Below are 19,960 nucleotides of genomic sequence, written 5' to 3'. Positions count from 1 at the left end.
CTGATCATTCCCTGCAGCGAAGGCCCGGCAAAGGCCAATCAGGACGCATGGACCGGTTTCTTGACCCGCAACATACGGATCAGATCGTCTGGCAGCATGGCGGGCGCAAAGGCATAGCCTTGCAGAATACTGCAACCCAAATCGCGCAGGATGCTTGCGTGCTCCATCGTTTCGACGCCCTCCGCGACCACTTCGATGTTGAAGGAACGGCCGATATCGATGATTGAAGCGACCAGATTCTGCTGCGCGCTCGAACTGACGATCGGAGCAACGAATTGCCTGTCGATCTTCAGCCGGCGCGGTTTCAACTGCAGCAGACTAACGATCGAAGCATGACCGGTTCCGAAATCATCGACCTCGATGTCGATGCCCAGTTCCTTGATCTGATCGATGTTCGATTTCACAACGTCATTGCAATCGTCGAGAAAAATGGATTCCACCAGCTCGAACGACACGGTTCCCGGTTCGAATTCGATGCCCTTGATTTCCTCTATTAGTCCCTCGTCATGCAAGCGCTTTGACGACACGTTGACCGAGACCTTCGGCAGCGTCATGCCGGCGACCTTCCACATATTGAACAGCCGGGTCGATTGCAGCAGTACAGATCTGTCGATCTGAGAAATGACATGCAGTTCCTCGGCGATTTTCATGAAATAATCCGGCGCCAGAACACCTTCGGTTGGGTGGTGCCAGCGCACCAGAGCCTCCACGCCGACCAGATCGAGAGACTGCGCGTCGAACTGCGGCTGGAAATAGGCAACGAACTCGTTGCGCTCGATACCGTACAGGATTTCATCTGCTATGCGTTTGTTTCGGATTGTCTCTATCTGCAGTAACGGCGTGAAGACTTCATAGCGGTTGCGGCCGAGATTTTTGGCCCGGTATAAGGCGATGTCGGCGTTGATCAGGAGCTGGTGCGGGGTAAAGAGATTTTCTTCGTTGCGCGCGACACCAACGCTGACCCCGACCCGGCACTGGTGCCCGTCATGGGAAATAGGGCGCTTCATCTCGTCGATTATCCGCTCGGCCAGTTCTATCGGGTATTCCTTGTTTTCAGCCGTGCGACAGAAGATGACAAATTCGTCTCCGCCGATCCGGGCGACGAAATCGGATTCCGTAATGTTCGATGTCAGAACCTTCGAGGCATGGACGAGGACTGCGTCTCCGGCGCTGTGCCCGTGCGTGTCGTTGATTTGTTTGAAGCGGTCGAGATCGATATGCAACATCGCCGAATTGGAGGAATACGCGCCGCCGACCCTGCTTAATTCGTTGTCCAGGTAACGCCGGTTCGGAAGGTTGGTCAGCGGATCATGCAGGGAATTGTACTCGATATGAGCCTTGGCCGCCTCCAGTTCGGCATTGCGGGCGTCCGACAGTTTCTTGGCCCTGCGAAGGTCCTCGTTTAGGGCGACGTCAGCGGTCACGTCCCAGTTGACGCCGACAATCCGGGACGAACCGTCGGACTCTTCATAGACCGCGCCGATGGCGCGGATATTGCGGATGTCGCCGCCGGGATGCCTGACGCGGAAATTGGAGTAATATCGTCCCTTGACGTCGATTGCCTTTCGGAACTCCTGCTCTGCCTTGGCCACATCATCGGGATGCAGGGCGTCGCGCCAGTGCTTATATGTGCGTTCCCCGTCATCGTTCGGATAACCATAAAGCTCGTTCATCCTGGCATCCCAGACGAGTTTGCCGGTTACAAGATCAAGTTCCCAAACACCGACCTTGGAGGCATCGAGCGCCAGTTCCAATCGCCGTGAAAGGCGCATCAGCTGGGCTTTACGTCTGCGCGCCTCGGAGGCATGGCGCTGTCGTTCCTCTATCAGCCTGCCGGTGACCAGGATTGGAACCAGAATAAGGATGCCCGCAATCAGAATTGCCAGACGCATCCACCAGATTTCCGCGGCTGGCGCGGCCCACCCGCCTTTTGGCGCGGCCATCAGCATCCAAGAACCCCAGGGCAAGGAAATTTCGACGTTGACCGGATCGGACATTCTGACGTCGGGACCGTAAAACTGTTGGCCGTCCGGACCGAGTCCATCCTTGCCGAAAAGGGCGATGTCAATCGGCAGATTCACGTCCAGAAGTCCGCTGTCGCGGTAGAGCCTCTCAACATCCACGACGGCGGACACGATGCCCCAGAATGTCCTTGTGCCGTCCGGGCCATCGACGAAAACGGGCAAACGCCCGATAAACCCCTGACCGCCCTGCACCAGATTTACAGGTCCGGCAAGGATCAATTCATTGAGATCCCGTGCTTTCAGGGCAGCGTCGCGCTGCGCCTGATTGCGTCGATAGTCGAGACCGATCGCCCTTTCATTCCCCTCCAGGGGATACATGAGCGATATGATGAGATTTGGGGCGCCGGCAATATTGCGCAGCTGGGAGCGGTTTTTCAGAAGTGACCCGACGAGTTCGGCAAATCGATCCTGCGTCATGTCAGGCTCGGTTGCGATGGTCGAAACCAGACCGCGCACCAGTTGGATGTTGCCGTTGATATTTCCCTCGAGCCTTGTCCGTATGAGGTTCGCCTCGCTCATCACTTCGGTGCGCCGGTGACGCTCAATCGCACGCTGATTGAGCATATCGGCGAAGTATCCGCATATCACGATGACCACCAAAGCAATCGCCGTGGAAATACGTGTCGGCTTCAGAATGGAAGCGATGGCACGTTGCCGGGTTGCTGGAGGGACACGCATAACAATACTCGGAACTCAGTAATCGGTCACAACACTGAGAACATCATTAAGCGAATTTACTTAAGATAATGCGACCGACCGGATGGCAGTTGGCCGTCGATGCCGACATATTCACCGAAATCCGCCGCCGCAAGGACGGTTTCTAGGCCGGTTGCAGCACGCTCAGCGTGATCAGAACCTGGGCGAAGTAATAGCTGACCCAAACGAAGCGCGCCCGCAGATGCGGCGCGTCTTCCGGCGGCAGCAGGAATTTCTGCGCCGCAAGCACCGTGTCCGACGCCATGAAAAGCAGCGCGCCCGCGACGACGCCCCAGCCGGGCATCAGCAGCGCCGAAAGCCCCATGGCGACGATAACCGCGATATAGGCGGCGACGGCGGGTCCGAGCTGTCCGGCTGCCGGTATCAGCCGCCGCGCCGCGGCCATGGCGAACAGCACCACCGCCGCACCGATGACGATGCGCAGCGGCTGTTGCACGACGGTTTCGTTGGAACCGAGGCCGAGGAAAAGGACGATATAGAGAACGTGTCCGATGAGAAACGCGGCGAGCCCGGCCAGGAACGCCCGTTCGTCGTCCTGGGCAAGGAAGGCATCGCCCGCCGCGCAAAACAGCAGTGCCGCCGTCAGCAGCCACGGGCCCGAGACGACGACCGACAGCACCGCGAGCAGGGCCACCGCCAGTGTCTTGGCGCCGGTCCGTCGGGCCGATGGCGGCTTTTCGACCATGAAGAAGTAGAGAAACGCGGCCACCGCTGAAAAAATGAGACTGCCGAGTTGCGGCGAATCGATCGCGTATTCGAAGATCGGCATCTACGCTTCCGTTCGGCTTCGCGGCGCGCGCGCAAAGAGCAGGTCCTTGGCCGCCAGCGCCGCACCGCCGGTGATCAGGAGACAGGCGGCGGCGATGCGCCAGTCCAGCCGTCCGGCACCGGCGGCGATCAGGATCAGCGTCGATAAAAGCGGCGCCGCATAGCTTGCCGCACCGAGAACCTGGATGTTGCCGCGCTTGACGCCGTGGTCCCAGGCATAAAAGGCCGCGCCGACCGGCAGGAGCCCGAGGCCCGCCACCGCCAGCCATTGCGCTGCGCCGACCGGCCACACGGTCTCCTCCAGGAAAAGGTGGCAAACCAGTGAAAGCACCGCGGTCATTGCGCAGAAGCCCGTGACCACATCGGTGGGCACGGAACCGAAGCGGCGCGACAGCAGTGAATAGCCCGACCAGGTAAAGGCGCAGAGCAGGGCCGCGCCGTAACCGAAGGCAAACCGGTCGTCGAAGGAAAGCCCGTTGCGCGACACGATCAGGATGGTCCCGACAAGACCGGCAAGCGCCCCGGCAATGTGCTGCCAGCCGAGCCGCTCGCCGGGCAGCATCGCCGATCCGACCACGATGAACAGCGGCCACAGGTAGGCGATCAGACCGGCCTCGACCGCCGGCGCGTTGCGCAGGGCCGTGAAATAGAGGAAATGATAGCCGAACAGGCCGCCGACGCCGAGCAGCCACACCGGCAGCGGCTGGCGCAGGGCGCGGAGGCCGGACGGCCGAGCGGCAAGCACGGCAACGCCGATGGCCGTCCCGATCGAAAAGCACATGGCGGCAAGCTGGAAGGGCGGCACATTGCCCGATGAAGCGGTCAGCAACGCCAGCAGCGACCACATGATGACGGCGCTAAATCCGATCAGCGTTGCCTGCATGAAATCCGTCTTTCGCGTCTTGATGCACAGGGCCCGCCCCGGGGCGCCGGATTATCTAACGTATTCGCCGCGCACGCGCCAGCTTTGACTTGACGCACGCTCCGGCGGAGACTATAGAACCGCGACTTTCCAATGACAGGCAAGGACACTGCGGCCGGGGCACGGCACCGGTGACGCATTTCCGAGGCCCAATAAACACGAAGGTGAAACCCATGTCCCGCAGTTGCGAATTGACAGGCAAGGCTGTCCAGTCGGGCAACAATGTGAGCCACGCGAACAACAAGACGCGCCGCAAGTTCCTGCCGAACCTGCACCCCGTAACGCTGATCTCCGACGTGCTCGGCCAGCGTTTCCGCCTGCGCGTTTCTGCGGCGGCCCTGCGCACGGTGGAGCACCGCGGCGGCCTCGACGCGTTCCTGCTCAAGGCCGACGAGAAGGAACTTTCGATGCGCGCGCGCCTGCTGAAGCGCCAGGTCGCCAAGAAGGTTGCCGAGACGGCCGCCTGAGCGGCGGTCGATTTTGTGAATTAATTGCGGGCCGCCCTATCGGCCCGTATTCTTGTGGCCGGCCGGCCTCCGGTTCGGACCTCGCTGGTGGCATCACCCAGGATAAAAAAATGCTCGTTCAACACGCACGCTCTGTTTTTGACGCCGTTTCCCGCGTCTACCCCTACATGCTCGCCATGACCGCCGTGGTAATCGCGTCGAACTATCTTGTCCAGTTTCCGGTCATGTACACTCTCGGGCCGTTCATACTGGAAGACCTCCTGACCTGGGGCGCCTTTACCTATCCGATCGCGTTTCTGGTCACGGACCTGTCGAACCGGCATTTCGGTCCGGCCAGGGCGCGCCTTGTGGTCACGGCCGGGTTCATCCTCGCCGTCGGTATCTCGGTCTATGTCGCGACGCCGCGCATCGCCATCGCCTCGGGCACCGCGTTCCTCGTCGCGCAGCTGATGGATGTGTCGATTTTCGATCGCCTCCGCCACTCTCACTGGTGGCATGCGCCGCTGGCCTCCTCCGTGCTCGGCTCGATCCTCGATACGGTCCTGTTCTTCTCGCTCGCCTTCTCGGCCAGATTCGTGATGCTCGGCGCCAATGACGGCTTCGCCATCGAGGCGGCGCCGCTGGTCGGCTTCTTTGCCATGGAAGTGCCGCGCTGGATGTCCTGGGCGCTTGGCGACCTCACCGTCAAGCTGCTGGTCTCGCTGGTCATGCTGGCGCCGTACCGGGTGTTGCTGGCTATCTTCCGGCCGCAGAAGTCTGCCGAAGAGATTTTCAGTTAGTCGGCTGCTTCGGCAGCGCGAACCCGAGAACGGTATTGCGCTGCAACAGGGAGTGGTTGTCGGTACGCGTCGATGGCGGCTAATGATTGCTGTTGCATCAACTGCGATAGCAGCTACCTTCTCAGCGTCGCGCGGGCTGAATGAAGGTTGATGGCATGCTCTGTAAAATCGGCGATGTCGAGGTTTGGAGAATCCTCGAAATAAACGCCCCGTTCATGATGCCTGAAGAGCTTTTTCCGACGGCAGGGCCGGATGTCACAAAGATCATCGAGACACACGTAAAGGGCGGCATTTGTTTGCAGTCTGGACGGCTGATCCTGCCGGTCCAGGGATTTCTCCTGAAAACCCCCTCACACAATATCCTGGTGGATAGTTGCGTGGGCAACGACAAAACCATCCCCGCCATGGCCGATTGGAACAAACGCTCAGATACGCGGTTCATGGCGGCGCTGACGGCCGCCGGGATGAGCACCGAAGACATTGACTATGTCCTGTGCACGCACCTGCACCCGGATCATGTCGGATGGAATACACGTCTCGAAGACGGGCGTTGGGTGCCGACATTCCCGAATGCCCGCTATCTGATGCCTGCGGCGGACGAGGAGGTTCAGCGTTCGCGCAACGCAGACCTCTACGTCGAAAGCGTTTTACCTGTGATTGAAGCGGGGCAAGTCGAACTGGTCGAGGCAGGACACATGTTGGGTGATCATGTGACGTTGCTGCCGACACCGGGACACACGCAAGGCCATGTTTCTGTCAAAGTGAAAAGCGGCGAATATGAAGCCCTGATCACCGGCGACACGATGCATTCTACCGTGCAGTGTTGGTATCCGGATTGGCACTTCATATACGATGCCGATGCAGAGATGGCCGTTGCTTCACGCAAGCGATTGCTGGAAGAGGCTTCCGAGACGGGCTGCGTTGTGCTGGGAAGCCATTTCGCGCTGCCCTCATTGGGGCACGTAAGTTCCGACAAGGGATCATTTCGCTGGGAAGATTAGGTTTGGCGCTCAACCTGATTTCGCGCTGCACCGGTCAATAGTGGCGCGGATCCGCGCGGCCGGCTCAGCCCAATCGGAAACACGCGCGTCGGTCACTCGACCAGCGCGAACTCAAGGATGAGGTTGCGCTGCAGAAGCGAATGGTTGTCGTCAGACGCCAGCAGGATGCGCGTGCCGCCGTCTGCGGACTCGTAGATGTCGAGGCTTTCCATATTGTCGATCTGTTCGCCGAAATCGGCCTCGATCAGCACCGGCCCATCGACGGTCCTGCCGGGTGCGATGTCTTCGGCGGCGATGCGCCGGATGCGCATGCCGACTCCTTCGGCGATCGAGAAGCGCCGCTCCAGAAGCAGCAGGTCGCCATTGGGCAGGAAATCCCCGTCCGTGACATCGAAGGGCGGGTATCGGCGGACGAAGAATACACCCTTGCTCGGTCCGGTGACGATCGCTGCGAAGATGTCGCCCTTCTTGTTGAGGCTCTTTTCGCTGACCGTGACCAGCGCGCCGTCGAGCGGTGAGCCCCGCGGGGCAATCGACAACGCCTCCATGCCGCGATTGTTCCGAAATTCATAAGCCGGGATCGGCTGGGCGATATCGGCGACCGGGCGCGCCTGCGGCAATTCGTCGAGGCGGTGGCGCTCGATCCTGTGGCGCCGCTCGAAACTGACGAACACATCGTCCCCTTCCACCGCCAGCCCCTCGGCATCCACCAGCCAGCGGGCGTCGACCACCTGGCCGGCCTTGTCGCGCATCGCAGCGACACGTAGGTCGGCAATCCCGGACAGTCGCCCCGCATCGTCGCGCTCGAGGCGGCCGGTAATCCAGTGGCCGGTATCAAGAACGCCAATGAATCGGGTCCGGTCCTCCAGAAGCCGAAGTGCCGAAAGGCCACCGAAAACGCGATCCGGGGAGGACAGCTCGATGCCCCCGAGATATTCGAGATCGCCGAACCGTGTCCGGTCCGAACGCACCTTGAAATTCGGGATCTGCATCGCCTCGACCGCAACGTCCTGCAAGCCGCCGTCACGGGCGACGGCGGAAGCCGGAACGACCGACACGAGCGCGGCAAGAACCAATGCAGTCCGTTTAATCATGTAATAATACCTAGCCGGCCCTGCGCATCATCGCAGCGCCGGATTCCTCCTCGAACAGCGATGCCAGCTGTTCCGTCATCGCCCCGGCCAGTTCCTCGGCATCGACGATGGTCACCGCGCGGCGATAGTAGCGCGTCACATCGTGGCCGATGCCGATCGCCAGGAGCTCGATCGGCGATTTCGTCTCGATCTCCTCGATCACGGCCCGCAGGTGCCGTTCGAGATAATTGCCGGGATTGACCGACAGGGTCGAATCGTCGACCGGCGCGCCATCGGAGATCATCATCAGGATGCGGCGCTGTTCGGGACGGCCCAGCAGCCTGTTGTGCGCCCAGATCAGCGCCTCGCCGTCAATGTTTTCCTTGAGCAGTCCCTCACGCATCATCAGGCCGAGATTGCGCCGGGCGCGCCGCCAGGGCGCATCGGCGGATTTGTAGACGATGTGGCGCAGGTCGTTGAGCCGTCCCGGATTGGCCGGCTTGCCGTCACCGAGCCATTTCTCGCGCGCCTGGCCGCCTTTCCAGGCTTTCGTCGTGAAACCGAGGATCTCCACCTTGACGCCGCAACGCTCCAGCGTGCGCGCAAGGATATCGGCGCAGGTGGCGGCGACGGTGATCGGCCGGCCGCGCATCGACCCCGAATTGTCGATCAGCAGCGTCACGACCGTGTCCCGGAAATTCGTGTCGCGCTCCATCTTGAAGGACAGCGGCTGCATCGGATCGATAACGAGACGCACCAGACGCGCCGAATCGAGATAGCCTTCCTCAAGATCGAATTCCCAGGCCCGGTTCTGCTGCGCCATCAGCCGGCGCTGCAGGCGGTTGGCGAGTCGCCCGACGACGCCCTGCAGATGCGAAAGCTGCTTGTCGAGGAAGGCGCGCAGCCGGTCGAGCTCGGCCTCCTCGCACAAATCCTCGGCGGCCACCGTCTCGTCGTACTGGTCGGTGAAGACGCCGTAGTCGACCTTCTGGCCGAGATCGTCGAACGGCATGTTGGGCCGGCGCGTCTCGCCGGGTGTCTCGGCGTCGTCATTGTCGTCGTCGAGCATGTCCTCGTCGGATATCTCGGCGCCGTCCATCTCGCCGTCTTCCATCTGCTCGTCGGCGGACTCGTTCTCCTCGGCAGGGGCGGCTTCGGAACCCGCCTCGTCTTCCGAGGCCTGATCGTTCTCCTCGTCGGATCGCGGCTGGTCCTCGTCCTCCGAATTGTCCTGCTGGTCCTGTTGGTCCGGATCCTCGCCAAATTCCTCGGCGACATCCATGTGCGCAAGCATGTCGCGCACCAGCCGGGCGAATTTCTGCTGGTCCTCCAGCACCTCGCCCAAATGGGTCATGTCCTCGCCGGCCTTTTCCTCGATGAAGTCGCGCCACAGATCCAGCACCGGACCCGCGGAATCGGGCGGCGCCTGGCCGGTCAGCTTCTCGCGCACCATCAGCGAAAGCGCATCGTGCAGCGGCGCCTGGGCGCGATCGGTGATGTTGCGGTAACCCGCCTTGGCGCACCGGTCCGAGAGCACCGCCGTCAGGTTCTCGGCGACACCGGCCATGCGATTGGAGCCAATCGCCTCGACCCGCGCCTGCTCGACGGCATCGAAGATCGCCCGCGCGTCCTCGCCCTGCGGCGCCATGGCGGTGTGGATCGCGTTGTCGTGGCAGGCCTTGCGCAGGGCCATGGAGTCGCCGAAGCCGCGGGTGATGTCGATATCACCGCGCGTCGGCCGTTTCGGAAGGTCCGGTATGCGCACCCGTTCGCCGGCGACACCCGCGCGGTCATTGGCAAAGACGACGTCCAGCTCGTGATCGTTGGCGATCGATCGCACGCAACCGGTCAGGGCGCGCTTGAACGGCTCGGAATCGACCGGCGGACGGGAGGTCGCCCTCGAATTGTCACCGCGTCCCGACATCGGATCTTACGAATCCAGGACGATGTTCGCTGCGCTGTCCTTGAGCTCCTCGCCGAAGGCGCGCTGATACTGTTCGGCCACGAGTGCCCGCTCCAGCTCATCGCACTTGTTCAGGAAGGTGAGCTGGAATGCGAAGGCCAGATCGCCGAAGATATCGGCATTCTCGGCCCAGGTGATGACCGTGCGCGGGCTCATGACCGTCGACAGGTCGCCATTGATGAACGCGGCGCGCGTCATGTCGGCCACCCGCACCATCTTGGAAACCCTGTCACGGCCTTCCTCGGTGTCGAAGCTCTTGACCTTGGCGAGCACGATGTTGACCTCGTTGTCGTGCGGCAGGTAGTTGAGCGTCGTGACGATGGACCAGCGATCCATCTGCGCCTGGTTGATCTGCTGGGTGCCGTGGTAGAGGCCGGTCGTGTCGCCGAGGCCGACGGTGTTGGCCGTCGCGAACAGGCGGAAAGCCGGATGCGGGCGGATGACGCGGCTCTGGTCGAGCAGCGTCAGGCGTCCCGACGATTCCAGGACTCGCTGGATCACGAACATGACGTCCGGCCGGCCGGCATCGTATTCGTCGAAGACGAGCGCAACATTGTGCTGGTACGCCCAGGGCAGGATTCCGTCGCGAAACTCGGTGACCTGCTGGCCTTCCTTGAGCACGATGGCGTCCTTGCCGACCAGATCGATGCGGCTGACATGGCTGTCGAGATTGACGCGCACGCACGGCCAGTTGAGCCGCGCGGCGACCTGCTCGATATGGGTCGATTTGCCGGTGCCGTGATAGCCGGAGACCATCACCCGCCGGTTGTGCGCGAACCCGGCGAGGATCGCCAGCGTCGTGTCGCGGTCGAAGAGGTAGTCCGGATCGAGATCCGGCACGTAGGCATCGGCCTGCGAATAGGCGGGTACCGTCAGATCGGTATCGATATCGAACGCTTCCCGCACCTGGACGGTCGTGTCCGGCAGATCGGAAATATCGAGGTCAATCTTGTTCATCATGTCTCCAACACGGCCTTTCCGTTCGGCCGTTTTACGCCCTTCGGCGTCTGGTTTGTCCGTGAGCTGTTTATCCGCAGGCATGATCCGGAGCAAGGAAAGCTTGTTTATGATCCGTTGACCGCGGCGAATTCGGCTGCTGACACGGCGAGCCGATGCGAGGTGTAACCCCATAGATGGCCGACGTCAACGCGGGCTGGTGTTCGAATCCGGGCATCGGCCGCTCTAGCAGAAACCGGACTGTTTGAGCAATTGATAGGCCTGAATCACCTCGCGAAACCGGTCTTCGGATCCCCTGTCGCCCCCGTTTGCGTCGGGATGATGCTGCTTCACCAGCTCCTTGTAGCGGGTCTTGATGTCGTTTGATGTCGCGTTTGCGGCAAGTCCCATAGTGTCGAAGGCCTTTGCCTCGAGCGTCTTGAGCTTGCGCTTGCGCGGCTGCGGCCGGCCTGACTGGCGTTCCTCGAACAGCCGGAACGGGTCGCGCATGTTGGCGTAGGAAGCGGCGCTGCCGGAGCGCGCCTGCGATTGCTGCGGATTGGGCCGTGCCGTCGATGACCGGTTGACGCCGACGGTCCATGTCGGCCGGTGGCCGGTCAGCGCTTCCTTCTGGTAGCGGGCGATCTCGCTGTCGGAAAGCCCCGAGAAATAATTGTAGCCCTTGTTGTACTCGCGCACGTGCTCGGCGCAGAACATGAAATATTTTCCCTCGGCGTCACGTCCGACGGGCGCGCGGAATTCGCCCTTCTTCTCGCAGCCGTCCCACTGGCAGACGGGCGTCTCCTCCTTCGCCTTGGCGCCGGCCTTGCCCTTGCCCTTGCGCTTGGACGAGCGAATACTGTCAAAATATTTCGAATCCAGTTTCATGTGCTCAATTATGATGTGTGCCGGCAACACGAACAAGAATTGACTTGTCGCAAATTGCCCTATTATCGGGATCGGACCGAGTCGCCCGGGATCGCTTTCGACCCGCCTCTGTCCGGGGCGCAGTAGCATAGCAGGAAAGAGCTGTCATGACAGGACAAAACGGTGCAATTGAGTTACGCATGACAAAAAAACTTCGTGATGCATTTGAGCCGCAGCGGCTCGAGGTCATCAACGAAAGCCACCTGCACGCCGGCCACCAGGAAAGCTTCGACGGCACCGGCGAAACCCATTTCAGGATCCGTATCGTCTCATCCAGATTCGCCGGCATGCCACGTATAGCAAGGCACCGCGCCATCAACGAATTGCTCGGCGAGGAACTGCGCGAGGGCGTCCACGCCCTTGCGATCGAGCCGGCCGCGCCCGACGAGAAAGTCCGCTGGTAGCGCTCAGCCCCCGCTTTCGGACGCAAGCGGCCGGATGCGCAGCTTGGTGATTCGGTTCTTGACGCGTTTCAGCACGATGAACCGCATGCCGTGATAGGTGAACGCCTGGCGCTCCTCAGGGATAATCTGCGATTCGTGGATCACCAGGCCGGCGACCGTCGTCGCCTCCTCGTCCGGCAGGTCCCAGTCGAGCGCCCGGTTGAGATCGCGGATCGGCACGCTGCCATCGACCACCACCGATCCGTCGGCCTCCTGGTTGACGCCGCGGATATCCAGATCGTGCTCGTCCGCGATGTCGCCGACGATCTCCTCGAGAATGTCCTCGAGCGTCACCAGCCCCTCGACCTCGCCATATTCGTCGACGACGACGGCGAAATGCGCCTTGTGCCGCAGGAACGCGTTGAGCTGGTCCTTCAGATTGGTGGTGTCGGGTACGAACCACGGCTTCTGCGCCGTCTTGACGATGTCGACCGTCTGCCGGTCGCCGCCGGCGCCGGCCAGCGCCCGCAACACATCCTTCGCATGGATGACGCCGATGATGTTTTCGGTCTCGTCGCGCCATACCGGCATGCGTGTATAGGGACTCTCGAGGATCTGGCGCACCGCGGTCTCCGGATCCTCGTCGGCGTTGATCATGCGCATCGCGGTGCGGTGGACCATGATGTCGGACACTTCCAGTTCGCCGAGGTCGAGCACGCCGCCGAGCCGGTCGCGGTCGGCCTTGATCACCGAGCCCTCGCGGTGCAGCAGCGCGACGGCGCCGCGCAGCTCCTCCTGTGCGGAAAGCATGGAGGTCTCTGTCGACAGCGTCACCCCGAGCAGGCTGAGCAGCCGGCGTACGATGGCGTTGACCGCAATCGAGAGCGGGCCGGCGACGGCGACGAACACGCGCACCGCCGGAGCCACCGTCATTGCGAAGCGGTCGGTCGACGAAATCGCCCAGCTCTTCGGCAGAACCTCCGAGAAGATGACCAGCAGCACGGTCATGGCGATGGTCGCATAGGCGACACCAGCCTCACCGAACAGGCTGAGGAAAAGGCTCGTGGCAAGCGCCGAGGCCAGGATGTTGACAAGGTTGTTACCGATCAGAAGCGCGCCGATCAGCCGGTCGCGGCGCTCGATCAGCCGCGCCACGATGCCGGCCCTCTTCTGCCCGTTCGCCTCGAGCTGGTGCATGCGCGCGCGCGACGCCGCGGTCAGCGCCGTCTCGGACCCGGAAAAGAAGCCGGACAAGACGATCAGGGCGAGAATGACGAGGATTGTCAGCCAGTATTCGGCGATCATTGTGGGTGTTTTTCCTTCAAGAAACCGAGAACCTCGGAAGGCGGCACGTCATCGGCGATGAACGACTGCCCGATCCCCCGCGTCAGGACGAATGTCAGTTTCCCCCGCTTGACCTTTTTGTCCTGCGCAATGTGATGCATCAATATATCGGGTGCCGGCAGCGCACCGTCAATGTCGCCAAGGCCGGTCGGCAGGCCGACGGCCCTGAAATGCGCGGCCACCCGCCGAGCATCATCCGGGCTCGCCAGGTTCATGCGCGCCGAGAACTCATGCGCGAGCACGACGCCGATCGCGACCGCCTCACCGTGCACCAGGCGGCGCCCGTCATAGCCGACCGCCGCTTCGAGCGCGTGGCCGAACGTGTGGCCGAGATTGAGCAGCGCGCGCCGGCCGCTCTCCTGCTCGTCGGCGGCAACGACATCGGCCTTGGCCTGGCAGCTCGTCGCGATGGCGTTGATGCGCGCCGCGCCGCCGGCGAACACCTGTTGCCAGTTGCCCTCCAGCCAGGCGAAGAATTCGGGTCGGTCGATAAGGCCGTATTTGGCGACTTCCGCGTAGCCGGCCCGGAACTCGCGGTCGGACAGCGTGTCGAGCACCTCCGTGTCGGCCAGCACCAGGGCCGGCTGATGGAAGGCGCCGATCAGGTTCTTGCCGTGGCCGGTATTGATGCCCGTCTTGCCGCCGACGGACGAATCCACCTGCGCCAGAAGCGACGTGGGGATCTGCACGAACCGCATGCCGCGGCGCACGACGCTGGCCACGAAACCCGCGAGATCGCCGATCACGCCGCCGCCGAGCGCCACGACCGCATCGCCGCGCTCGAGCTTTGCCTCGAGGACGCCGTGGGACGCTTCGATCAGATGCTCGAAGCTCTTGGTCTTCTCGCCGGCCGGCAGCACGATATCGGTGCTGGCGATTCCGGCGGCGCCGAGGCTTTCCTTCAGCGCCGGCAGATAAAGCGCGGCGACGGTTTCATCGGTGATGATTGCGACATTTACGTCCGCCAGCCGCGCCGCGATCTGCGCGCCCGCATCGGCGATCAGCCCGGGTCCGATCAGGATGTCGTAGGATCGCGGCCCCAGTTCGACCCGCACGCAGGCCTGTTCCGGTTCCGCAGCGGCATTGTTCATCCGATTTAATCCTTCGCGTCTTTCACAATGGCTTCCAACACTTCACCGACAATCGTCTCCTTGGCGACATCCCTCGACTGCACGATAAGGTCGGCCTCCGCATAGGTCGGATAGCGCTCGTCGAGCAGCGCCGCCAGCGTTGCCTTCGGGTCCGCCGTCTTCAGCAACGGCCGGTGACCGCGCCGCCGAACCCGTTCCCAAAGCACCTCGAGATCGGCCTTCAGCCACACGGAAAGGCCGCGCCGCTTGATATTGGCGCGCACCCGCTCCTGCATGAACGCGCCGCCGCCGGTCGAAAGGACCATCGGTCCGTCGCGCAGCAGCCGTCGGATGACCCGCGCCTCGAGCGCGCGGAATTCCTCCTCGCCGTAACTGGCGAACAGATCGGCGATCGACATACGCGAAACCCGCTCGATCTCCTGATCCGAATCGGTGAAGGGAATCTGCATCGCCTGCGCCGTGAGCTTGCCGATCACCGATTTGCCGGCCCCCATGAGCCCGACGAAAACGACGGTGCGTTTGCCGAGGCTGGCGCGCGCTTCATCCGCCCTTTTGCGTGCAGGATCCGCTTGCCGGGTGTTCATGCGGCCGCTTCCATCTTCATGCAACCGGTATCAACAAATGTTTTCGCCCCGTCAAGCAGCACCCGTTAAGCCTCTTATCAACATGGTCTTAATCCAGCCTTGCAACGGTCCTGTGCCTCGCCCATAAAGGGCTGACGAATTCGAACCATTGGAATGATGCATGCCGTCCCTGATCCGGTTTATTGTGTTCTGCGCGGTGATAGCCGGTCTGGTGTACGGCGCCATGTTCGCCCTGACCATTTATGTCGATCCGAAGCCGCGGGAAATCACCATCCGCGTGCCGACGGAAAAGGTCAATCCGAACTGATTCCTTTGGTTACCGACCAAACGGCGGAACGCCATGGCTGATCTGAGCCTCGCGCATCTGGAGGCCTTCCTCGAAATGATGAGCGCCGAACGGGGCGCCGCCTCCAACACGCTGACTTCCTACCGCAACGATCTGGAGGACGCACATGCGTTTTTGCAGGGCGCCGGTGCCAGCCTTGCCAGCGCCGACAGCGAGGCGCTGCGCAAGTACCTCCAGGACGTTGCCGGCCGGGGCTTCGCCGCAAGTTCGCAGGCCAGGCGGCTTTCGGCATTGCGCCAGTTCTATCGGTTCCTGTACAGCGAGGGCATGCGCGGCGACGACCCGACCGGCGTTCTCGATTCTCCGAAAAAGCCGCTCTCCCTGCCCAAATCGCTCACCCTGGAGAGCGTCGGCAGGCTGATCGGCCGTGCCAGAAGCGAAGCCGACGAAACCGGCAACGAAGACGACGAACGGATCGGCCGGCTGCGCCTGCTGGCGCTGATCGAGCTGCTCTATGCCACCGGCATGCGCGTTTCCGAGCTGGTCAGCCTGCCTGCCTCGGTTGCGACCCAGGACGACAAGCGCTTCCTGATCGTCCGGGGCAAGGGAAACAAGGAGCGCCTCGTGCCACTGTCATCGACCGCACGCGATGCATTGTCGCGCTATGCGTTGATGCGCGACCGGCAGCCCGGCGCCGAAGATTCGCCGTTTCTGTTTCCGGCGCGCGGGGCGAGCGGACACCTGTCCCGGCAGGTCTTTGCAAGGGAGCTCAAGGGGCTCGCTGCCCGTTGCGGAATATCCGCAAAGGCCCTGTCGCCGCACGTGCTGCGCCATGCCTTTGCCAGCCACCTGCTGCAGAACGGGGCCGATCTGCGCGTCGTCCAGGAACTTCTGGGGCACTCCGACATTTCGACGACGCAGATTTACACGCATATCCTCGAAGAACGGCTGCATCGGCTTGTCAGCGACAAGCACCCACTTGCAATTGCCGCCAAAAACAGCACATAGAGCGCCGATCTGGCGTTTTTGCTTGCTTTGCGAAGCAATGGCTCTTAGCCAGTGAACCTACGCGCCCAATAAACAGCCCGAGATCGAAAAATAGATGCTCAACTATCTCGACTTCGAAAAACCGCTCTCTGACATCGAAGGCAAAATCCACGAGCTGAAAAAACTGGCCGGCGAGGACGAGATCATCGACACCGCCGCCGAAATCGAGAAACTGGAGGCCCGCGCGCGGGACACCCTTGCCGATCTCTATTCGAAGCTGACCCCGTGGCAGAAGACGCAGGTCGCGCGCCATCCGGCGCGGCCGCATTTCCGCGACTATGCCGATGCGCTGTTCGACGAGTTCACGCCGCTTGCCGGCGACCGCAAGTTCTCCAACGACGAAGCCATCCAGGCCGGCCTTGGCCGTTTCCGCGGCGAGGCGGTCGCGATTATCGGCCAGGAGAAGGGCAACGATACCAAGTCGCGCATCCGCCACAATTTCGGCAGCGCCAGGCCGGAAGGCTACCGCAAGGCGGTGCGCATCCTGGAAATGGCGGACCGTTTCAAACTGCCGGTCATCACCCTGATCGACACCTCGGGCGCCTATCCCGGGGTCGGCGCCGAGGAGCGCGGCCAGGCCGAGGCCATCGCCCGTTCGACCGAGATGTGCCTCAATGTCCGGGTTCCGATCATTTCCGTGATCATCGGCGAGGGCGGCTCCGGCGGGGCCATCGCCATTGCCACCGGCAACCGCATCTACATGCTGGAACACGCGATCTACAGCGTCATTTCGCCCGAAGGCGCGGCATCGATCCTGTGGCGCGACGCGACGCGGGCCAAGGATGCGGCCGCCAATATGAAAATCACCGCCCAGGACCTGAAGCAGCTCGGTGTCATTGACGATATCGTCGAAGAACCGGTCGGCGGCGCCCATCGCGATCCCGCGGCGGTCATCGCGGCCACCGGGGACGCAATCGCCGGCGGGCTTTCGGAACTCAGCATGCTGGACGGCGACATGCTGCGCCGGAACCGCAGGCAGAAATTCCTCGACATGGGCCGCGACCTCTAGCGGCAACAACGGCGTTTACAAATTTGTGAAGTCGCGCACATTCGTCAATGTGGTAAAGATTCCGGAAACATATCGGTCATATTTTGGGCGACTTAGGGTGTTTGTGTTTGCCGCGGACTGCGGCCTATGACCGGTATGCGGTCCGTCGGTGGACTTGAACAGACGGTTTCGAATGCGCCGCGCGGATGGGAAAGGGGCACTGTGGGTCTGATCAGCTGGAAATCGGCAATCGCGGTATCGGCTCTGTCGCTGGCGCTGACCGGCTGCCAGGACGTCCTTGAATCCGTCGACAACAAGGCCGAATACGAGCTTCCCAGGAAACTGGTCAACAAGATGAAGGCGCAGGATCAGCGCGTGCGCGCGCCGATCATGATGCGCATCTTCAAGGAAGAGGGCGTGCTGGAGGTCTGGAAGTCCAAGGCGTCGGGCCGCTATGCGCTGGTCAAGGAATACGAGATCTGCAAATGGTCCGGCGAGCTGGGGCCGAAGTTCAAGGAGGGCGACCGCCAGGCGCCTGAGGGCTTCTATCACATCGGGGCCCACCAGATGAATCCCAGATCCAGCTACTACCTCTCCTTCAACATGGGCTATCCCAACGCCTATGACCGTGCCCATGACCGCACCGGCGCCCACCTCATGGTCCACGGCGCCTGCTCGTCGGCTGGCTGCTATTCCATGACCGACGAGTTGATGATCGAAATCTACGCCTTTGCCCGGGAAGCACACCGTGGCGGCCAGAAGGCCTTCCAGGTGCAGGCTTATCCGTTCCGCATGACGGCGGAAAACATGGCGCGGCATCGCGACAACCGGCACTACGAATACTGGAAGATGATCAAGGTCGGCTATGACCATTTCGAACTGACGAAGCAGCCGCCCAAGATCGATGTTTGCGAAGGCAGGTATGTCTTCAACCAGGTGCCCGACGAAGAGGGCGACAAGTTCCATGCCGAGGAGGCCTGCCCGCCGTCGCAGGCGCCGCAGTCCCTGCAGCTCGCCTATGCGGCGCATCAAAAGCAGTTCGACAAGGACTTCGCCGAGGCGGTCAATGAGCTGGAAAAGCAGAAAATGACTCCGGCCATCGCCACGCTGCTGGGCAAAAAGGCGCCGAAGAACCAGAGCGACATCGAAAAGCCGGCAGCGCTTCCGCAGCCGGCGACCGCGCCGGCTGCGACGAGGGTGCTGCCGCAGCCGCCGGCGTCCCAGGCCGACAGCGTTGCATCCGCTCCGGTCCCGGCTCCGGCCGATTCCGCAGGTTCCAAGAAATCCCGTGTCAAAAGGTCCTGGTGGCGGGTCTGGTAGCAGAAATGGCCGAGCCGGAAATCGCCGCGCGTTACGATCTGCGCGGCCTCAAATGCCCGCTTCCAGTCCTGAAAACCCGCAAGCGCATGGCGTCGCTCGATCCGGGCGCCCTCGTCTGGGTGGAAACCAGCGATCCGCTGGCTGTTGTCGACATCCCGCATTTCTGCAGCGAGTACGGCCACCGACTGCTCGAAACCCGGACCGTCGAAGGCGGCCACCAATTCCTGATCGAGAAGGGTTCTTAAGGTTTGTAACCGGGAATGGATAGCGGGCTGTCCTGCAGCGCCTGCCGGTCCGGCGTGTCGATTTGCGGCCGCCCTGCGAACGCGTCGAACAGTTTGGAAACATAGGATTCGTCGAGATCGCGTGTGATCAGGACCAGCCGGGTTCTGCGGTCATCGTCCGGCCAGCCTTGAAGCCGCGCCGGCGGATGGAATATCGACTGCACGCCGTGGATGACAACAGGCCGGTCCGGATCGTCCGCCAGCGCGACAATGCCCTTCATGCGCAGCAGCCGCTCGCCCTGGCTGGAGCGCAGGAGATCGATGAACATCTCGAGCGCCTCCGGATCGATCGGCTTTTCATGCATCAGCGTGAACGCCCGGATCCGCGCGTCGTGCCGGTTCACATCGTGCGCGTGGTGGTGATGGGAATGGTAGGCCTCGTCCCGCAGCCAGAGGGCGACGTCGGCGGTCTTCGTGGCCGGATCGTAGAGCCCGCAATCGAACAGCTTGGCGACGATTTCATCCTCGTCGTGCGACGAGATCTGCGGCGCGCCGGGGTTGAGCCGCATCAGCCGCGCTGTGAACAGGGCGAATTCCTTGGACGCCGGATCGATCAGGTCGGTCTTTGTAAGAACAATCCTGTCGGCCACCGCAACCTGTTTGACCGCCTCCTCGTGGTGGTCGAGCGTGCTCTCGCCATTGACCGCGTCGACGGCGGTGATCACGCCGTCAAGCCGGTAGTTCTGCATCAGCACGGGATGCGCCATGACCGCGTGCAGAACCGGCGCGGGATCGGCGAGCCCGGTGGTTTCGATCACCACGCGCGCCAGCGATTTGATGCGTCCCGTCTGCAACCGGTCGACGAGATCCGCCAGTGTGTCGACCAGCTCGCCGCGAACCGTGCAGCAAAGACAGCCGTCGGACAGTTCGATGACCCCGTCGCTTGATTGTTCGACCAGCAGGTGATCGATACCGACATCCCCGAACTCGTTGATGATCACGGCGGTATCGCGCAGCGCCGAATCCTTCAGCAGCCGGTTAAGCAGCGTCGTCTTGCCGGATCCCAGAAATCCGGTCAGCACCGATACGGGAATGGGACTTATTGCACGCATTTCA

Annotated in this window: 20 protein-coding genes; 9 read left to right on the top strand and 11 right to left on the bottom strand. The window is 62.2% G+C overall.

Annotated elements, in window-relative coordinates; genetic code table 11:
- Positions 1-38: 38 nt before the first annotated feature.
- The 3 genes from E4M07_RS10715 to E4M07_RS10705 form a co-directional block, all read right to left on the bottom strand.
- On the bottom strand, positions 39-2,588 hold the full coding sequence (locus E4M07_RS10715; protein WP_246660410.1) for an EAL domain-containing protein: 2,550 nt from the start codon (positions 2,586-2,588) through the stop codon (positions 39-41).
- A gap of 256 nt (positions 2,589-2,844) precedes the next feature.
- A complete protein-coding gene (locus E4M07_RS10710) occupies positions 2,845-3,510 on the bottom strand; it encodes a lysoplasmalogenase (protein WP_136658285.1) in 666 nt (221 codons plus the stop codon).
- Positions 3,511-4,392 (bottom strand): EamA family transporter, encoded by an 882-nt coding sequence (locus E4M07_RS10705; protein WP_136658284.1) that lies wholly within the window; start codon positions 4,390-4,392, stop codon positions 3,511-3,513. It abuts the gene before it with no gap.
- Between the two features lie 212 nt (positions 4,393-4,604).
- Between E4M07_RS10705 and rpmB the strand changes: the two genes are divergently transcribed.
- The 3 genes from rpmB (at position 4,605) to E4M07_RS10690 (ending at position 6,678) form a co-directional block, all read left to right on the top strand.
- Positions 4,605-4,898 carry a 50S ribosomal protein L28 gene (gene rpmB / locus E4M07_RS10700; protein ID WP_136658283.1) on the top strand — a complete coding sequence of 98 codons (294 nt, stop codon included), beginning with the start codon at positions 4,605-4,607 and terminating at the stop codon, positions 4,896-4,898.
- A gap of 110 nt (positions 4,899-5,008) precedes the next feature.
- Positions 5,009-5,677: a queuosine precursor transporter gene (locus tag E4M07_RS10695; protein WP_136658282.1), complete on the top strand. Its 669-nt coding sequence runs from the start codon at positions 5,009-5,011 to the stop codon at positions 5,675-5,677.
- 140 nt (positions 5,678-5,817) lie between these two features.
- Positions 5,818-6,678, top strand: a complete 861-nt coding sequence (locus tag E4M07_RS10690) for an MBL fold metallo-hydrolase (protein ID WP_206057216.1) — start codon at positions 5,818-5,820, stop codon at positions 6,676-6,678.
- Positions 6,679-6,770: 92 nt separating this feature from the next.
- On the opposite strand, the gene E4M07_RS10685 is transcribed toward E4M07_RS10690, so the two are convergent.
- The 4 genes from E4M07_RS10685 to E4M07_RS10670 all read right to left on the bottom strand — a co-directional run bounded on the left by E4M07_RS10685 (position 6,771) and on the right by E4M07_RS10670 (position 11,547).
- Complete coding sequence (locus tag E4M07_RS10685; protein WP_136658281.1) at positions 6,771-7,772, bottom strand: esterase-like activity of phytase family protein; 1,002 nt, start codon at positions 7,770-7,772, stop codon at positions 6,771-6,773.
- A gap of 10 nt (positions 7,773-7,782) precedes the next feature.
- Positions 7,783-9,675: a cobaltochelatase subunit CobT gene (gene cobT, locus E4M07_RS10680; RefSeq protein WP_136658280.1), complete on the bottom strand. Its 1,893-nt coding sequence runs from the start codon at positions 9,673-9,675 to the stop codon at positions 7,783-7,785.
- Positions 9,676-9,681: 6 nt separating this feature from the next.
- Entirely contained in the window at positions 9,682-10,671 is a 990-nt protein-coding gene (gene cobS / locus E4M07_RS10675) for a cobaltochelatase subunit CobS (RefSeq protein WP_136658279.1), read from the bottom strand.
- A 225-nt stretch (positions 10,672-10,896) separates the two neighbouring features.
- A complete protein-coding gene (locus E4M07_RS10670) occupies positions 10,897-11,547 on the bottom strand; it encodes a J domain-containing protein (protein ID WP_136658502.1) in 651 nt (216 codons plus the stop codon).
- A gap of 170 nt (positions 11,548-11,717) precedes the next feature.
- Here E4M07_RS10670 and E4M07_RS10665 point away from each other — a divergent pair, with 170 nt between their 5' ends.
- Positions 11,718-11,981, top strand: a complete 264-nt coding sequence (locus E4M07_RS10665; protein ID WP_246660409.1) for a BolA family protein — start codon at positions 11,718-11,720, stop codon at positions 11,979-11,981.
- 3 nt (positions 11,982-11,984) lie between these two features.
- Here E4M07_RS10665 and E4M07_RS10660 read toward each other — a convergent pair whose 3' ends face one another.
- The 3 genes from E4M07_RS10660 to E4M07_RS10650 are packed head-to-tail and all read right to left on the bottom strand — an operon-like array spanning position 11,985 to position 14,979.
- Positions 11,985-13,265: an HlyC/CorC family transporter gene (locus E4M07_RS10660; protein ID WP_136658277.1), complete on the bottom strand. Its 1,281-nt coding sequence runs from the start codon at positions 13,263-13,265 to the stop codon at positions 11,985-11,987.
- On the bottom strand, positions 13,262-14,395 hold the full coding sequence (gene aroB / locus E4M07_RS10655) for a 3-dehydroquinate synthase (RefSeq protein WP_136658276.1): 1,134 nt from the start codon (positions 14,393-14,395) through the stop codon (positions 13,262-13,264). The genes E4M07_RS10660 and aroB overlap by 4 nt, the downstream gene beginning before the upstream one ends.
- A 5-nt stretch (positions 14,396-14,400) precedes the next feature.
- Entirely contained in the window at positions 14,401-14,979 is a 579-nt protein-coding gene (locus E4M07_RS10650; RefSeq protein WP_136658275.1) for a shikimate kinase, read from the bottom strand.
- Between the two features lie 160 nt (positions 14,980-15,139).
- Here E4M07_RS10650 and E4M07_RS10645 point away from each other — a divergent pair, with 160 nt between their 5' ends.
- The 5 genes from E4M07_RS10645 (at position 15,140) to E4M07_RS10625 (ending at position 18,865) form a co-directional block, all read left to right on the top strand.
- On the top strand, positions 15,140-15,286 hold the full coding sequence (locus E4M07_RS10645; protein ID WP_136658274.1) for a histidine kinase: 147 nt from the start codon (positions 15,140-15,142) through the stop codon (positions 15,284-15,286).
- Between the two features lie 33 nt (positions 15,287-15,319).
- Positions 15,320-16,273: a site-specific tyrosine recombinase XerD gene (locus tag E4M07_RS10640; protein WP_136658273.1), complete on the top strand. Its 954-nt coding sequence runs from the start codon at positions 15,320-15,322 to the stop codon at positions 16,271-16,273.
- A gap of 94 nt (positions 16,274-16,367) precedes the next feature.
- A complete protein-coding gene (locus tag E4M07_RS10635; RefSeq protein WP_136658272.1) occupies positions 16,368-17,321 on the top strand; it encodes an acetyl-CoA carboxylase carboxyltransferase subunit alpha in 954 nt (317 codons plus the stop codon).
- 126 nt (positions 17,322-17,447) lie between these two features.
- Positions 17,448-18,620, top strand: a complete 1,173-nt coding sequence (locus E4M07_RS10630) for a murein L,D-transpeptidase family protein (protein ID WP_206057215.1) — start codon at positions 17,448-17,450, stop codon at positions 18,618-18,620.
- Between the two features lie 5 nt (positions 18,621-18,625).
- The gene (locus E4M07_RS10625) at positions 18,626-18,865 is read left to right on the top strand and encodes a sulfurtransferase TusA family protein (RefSeq protein ID WP_136658271.1); all 240 of its coding nucleotides are present in this window, start codon (positions 18,626-18,628) and stop codon (positions 18,863-18,865) included.
- On the opposite strand, the gene E4M07_RS10620 is transcribed toward E4M07_RS10625, so the two are convergent.
- Positions 18,862-19,956: a GTP-binding protein gene (locus E4M07_RS10620; protein ID WP_136658270.1), complete on the bottom strand. Its 1,095-nt coding sequence runs from the start codon at positions 19,954-19,956 to the stop codon at positions 18,862-18,864. The two genes, E4M07_RS10625 and E4M07_RS10620, sit on opposite strands and share 4 nt — an antisense overlap.
- Positions 19,957-19,960: the final 4 nt, after the last annotated feature.

The sequence above is a fragment of the Nitratireductor sp. XY-223 genome, assembly GCF_004959855.1.
Lineage (GTDB): Bacteria > Pseudomonadota > Alphaproteobacteria > Rhizobiales > Rhizobiaceae > Hoeflea_A.
The sequence above is the reverse complement of the archived record's forward strand: the minus strand, read 5'-3'. Positions and strand labels throughout refer to the sequence as shown.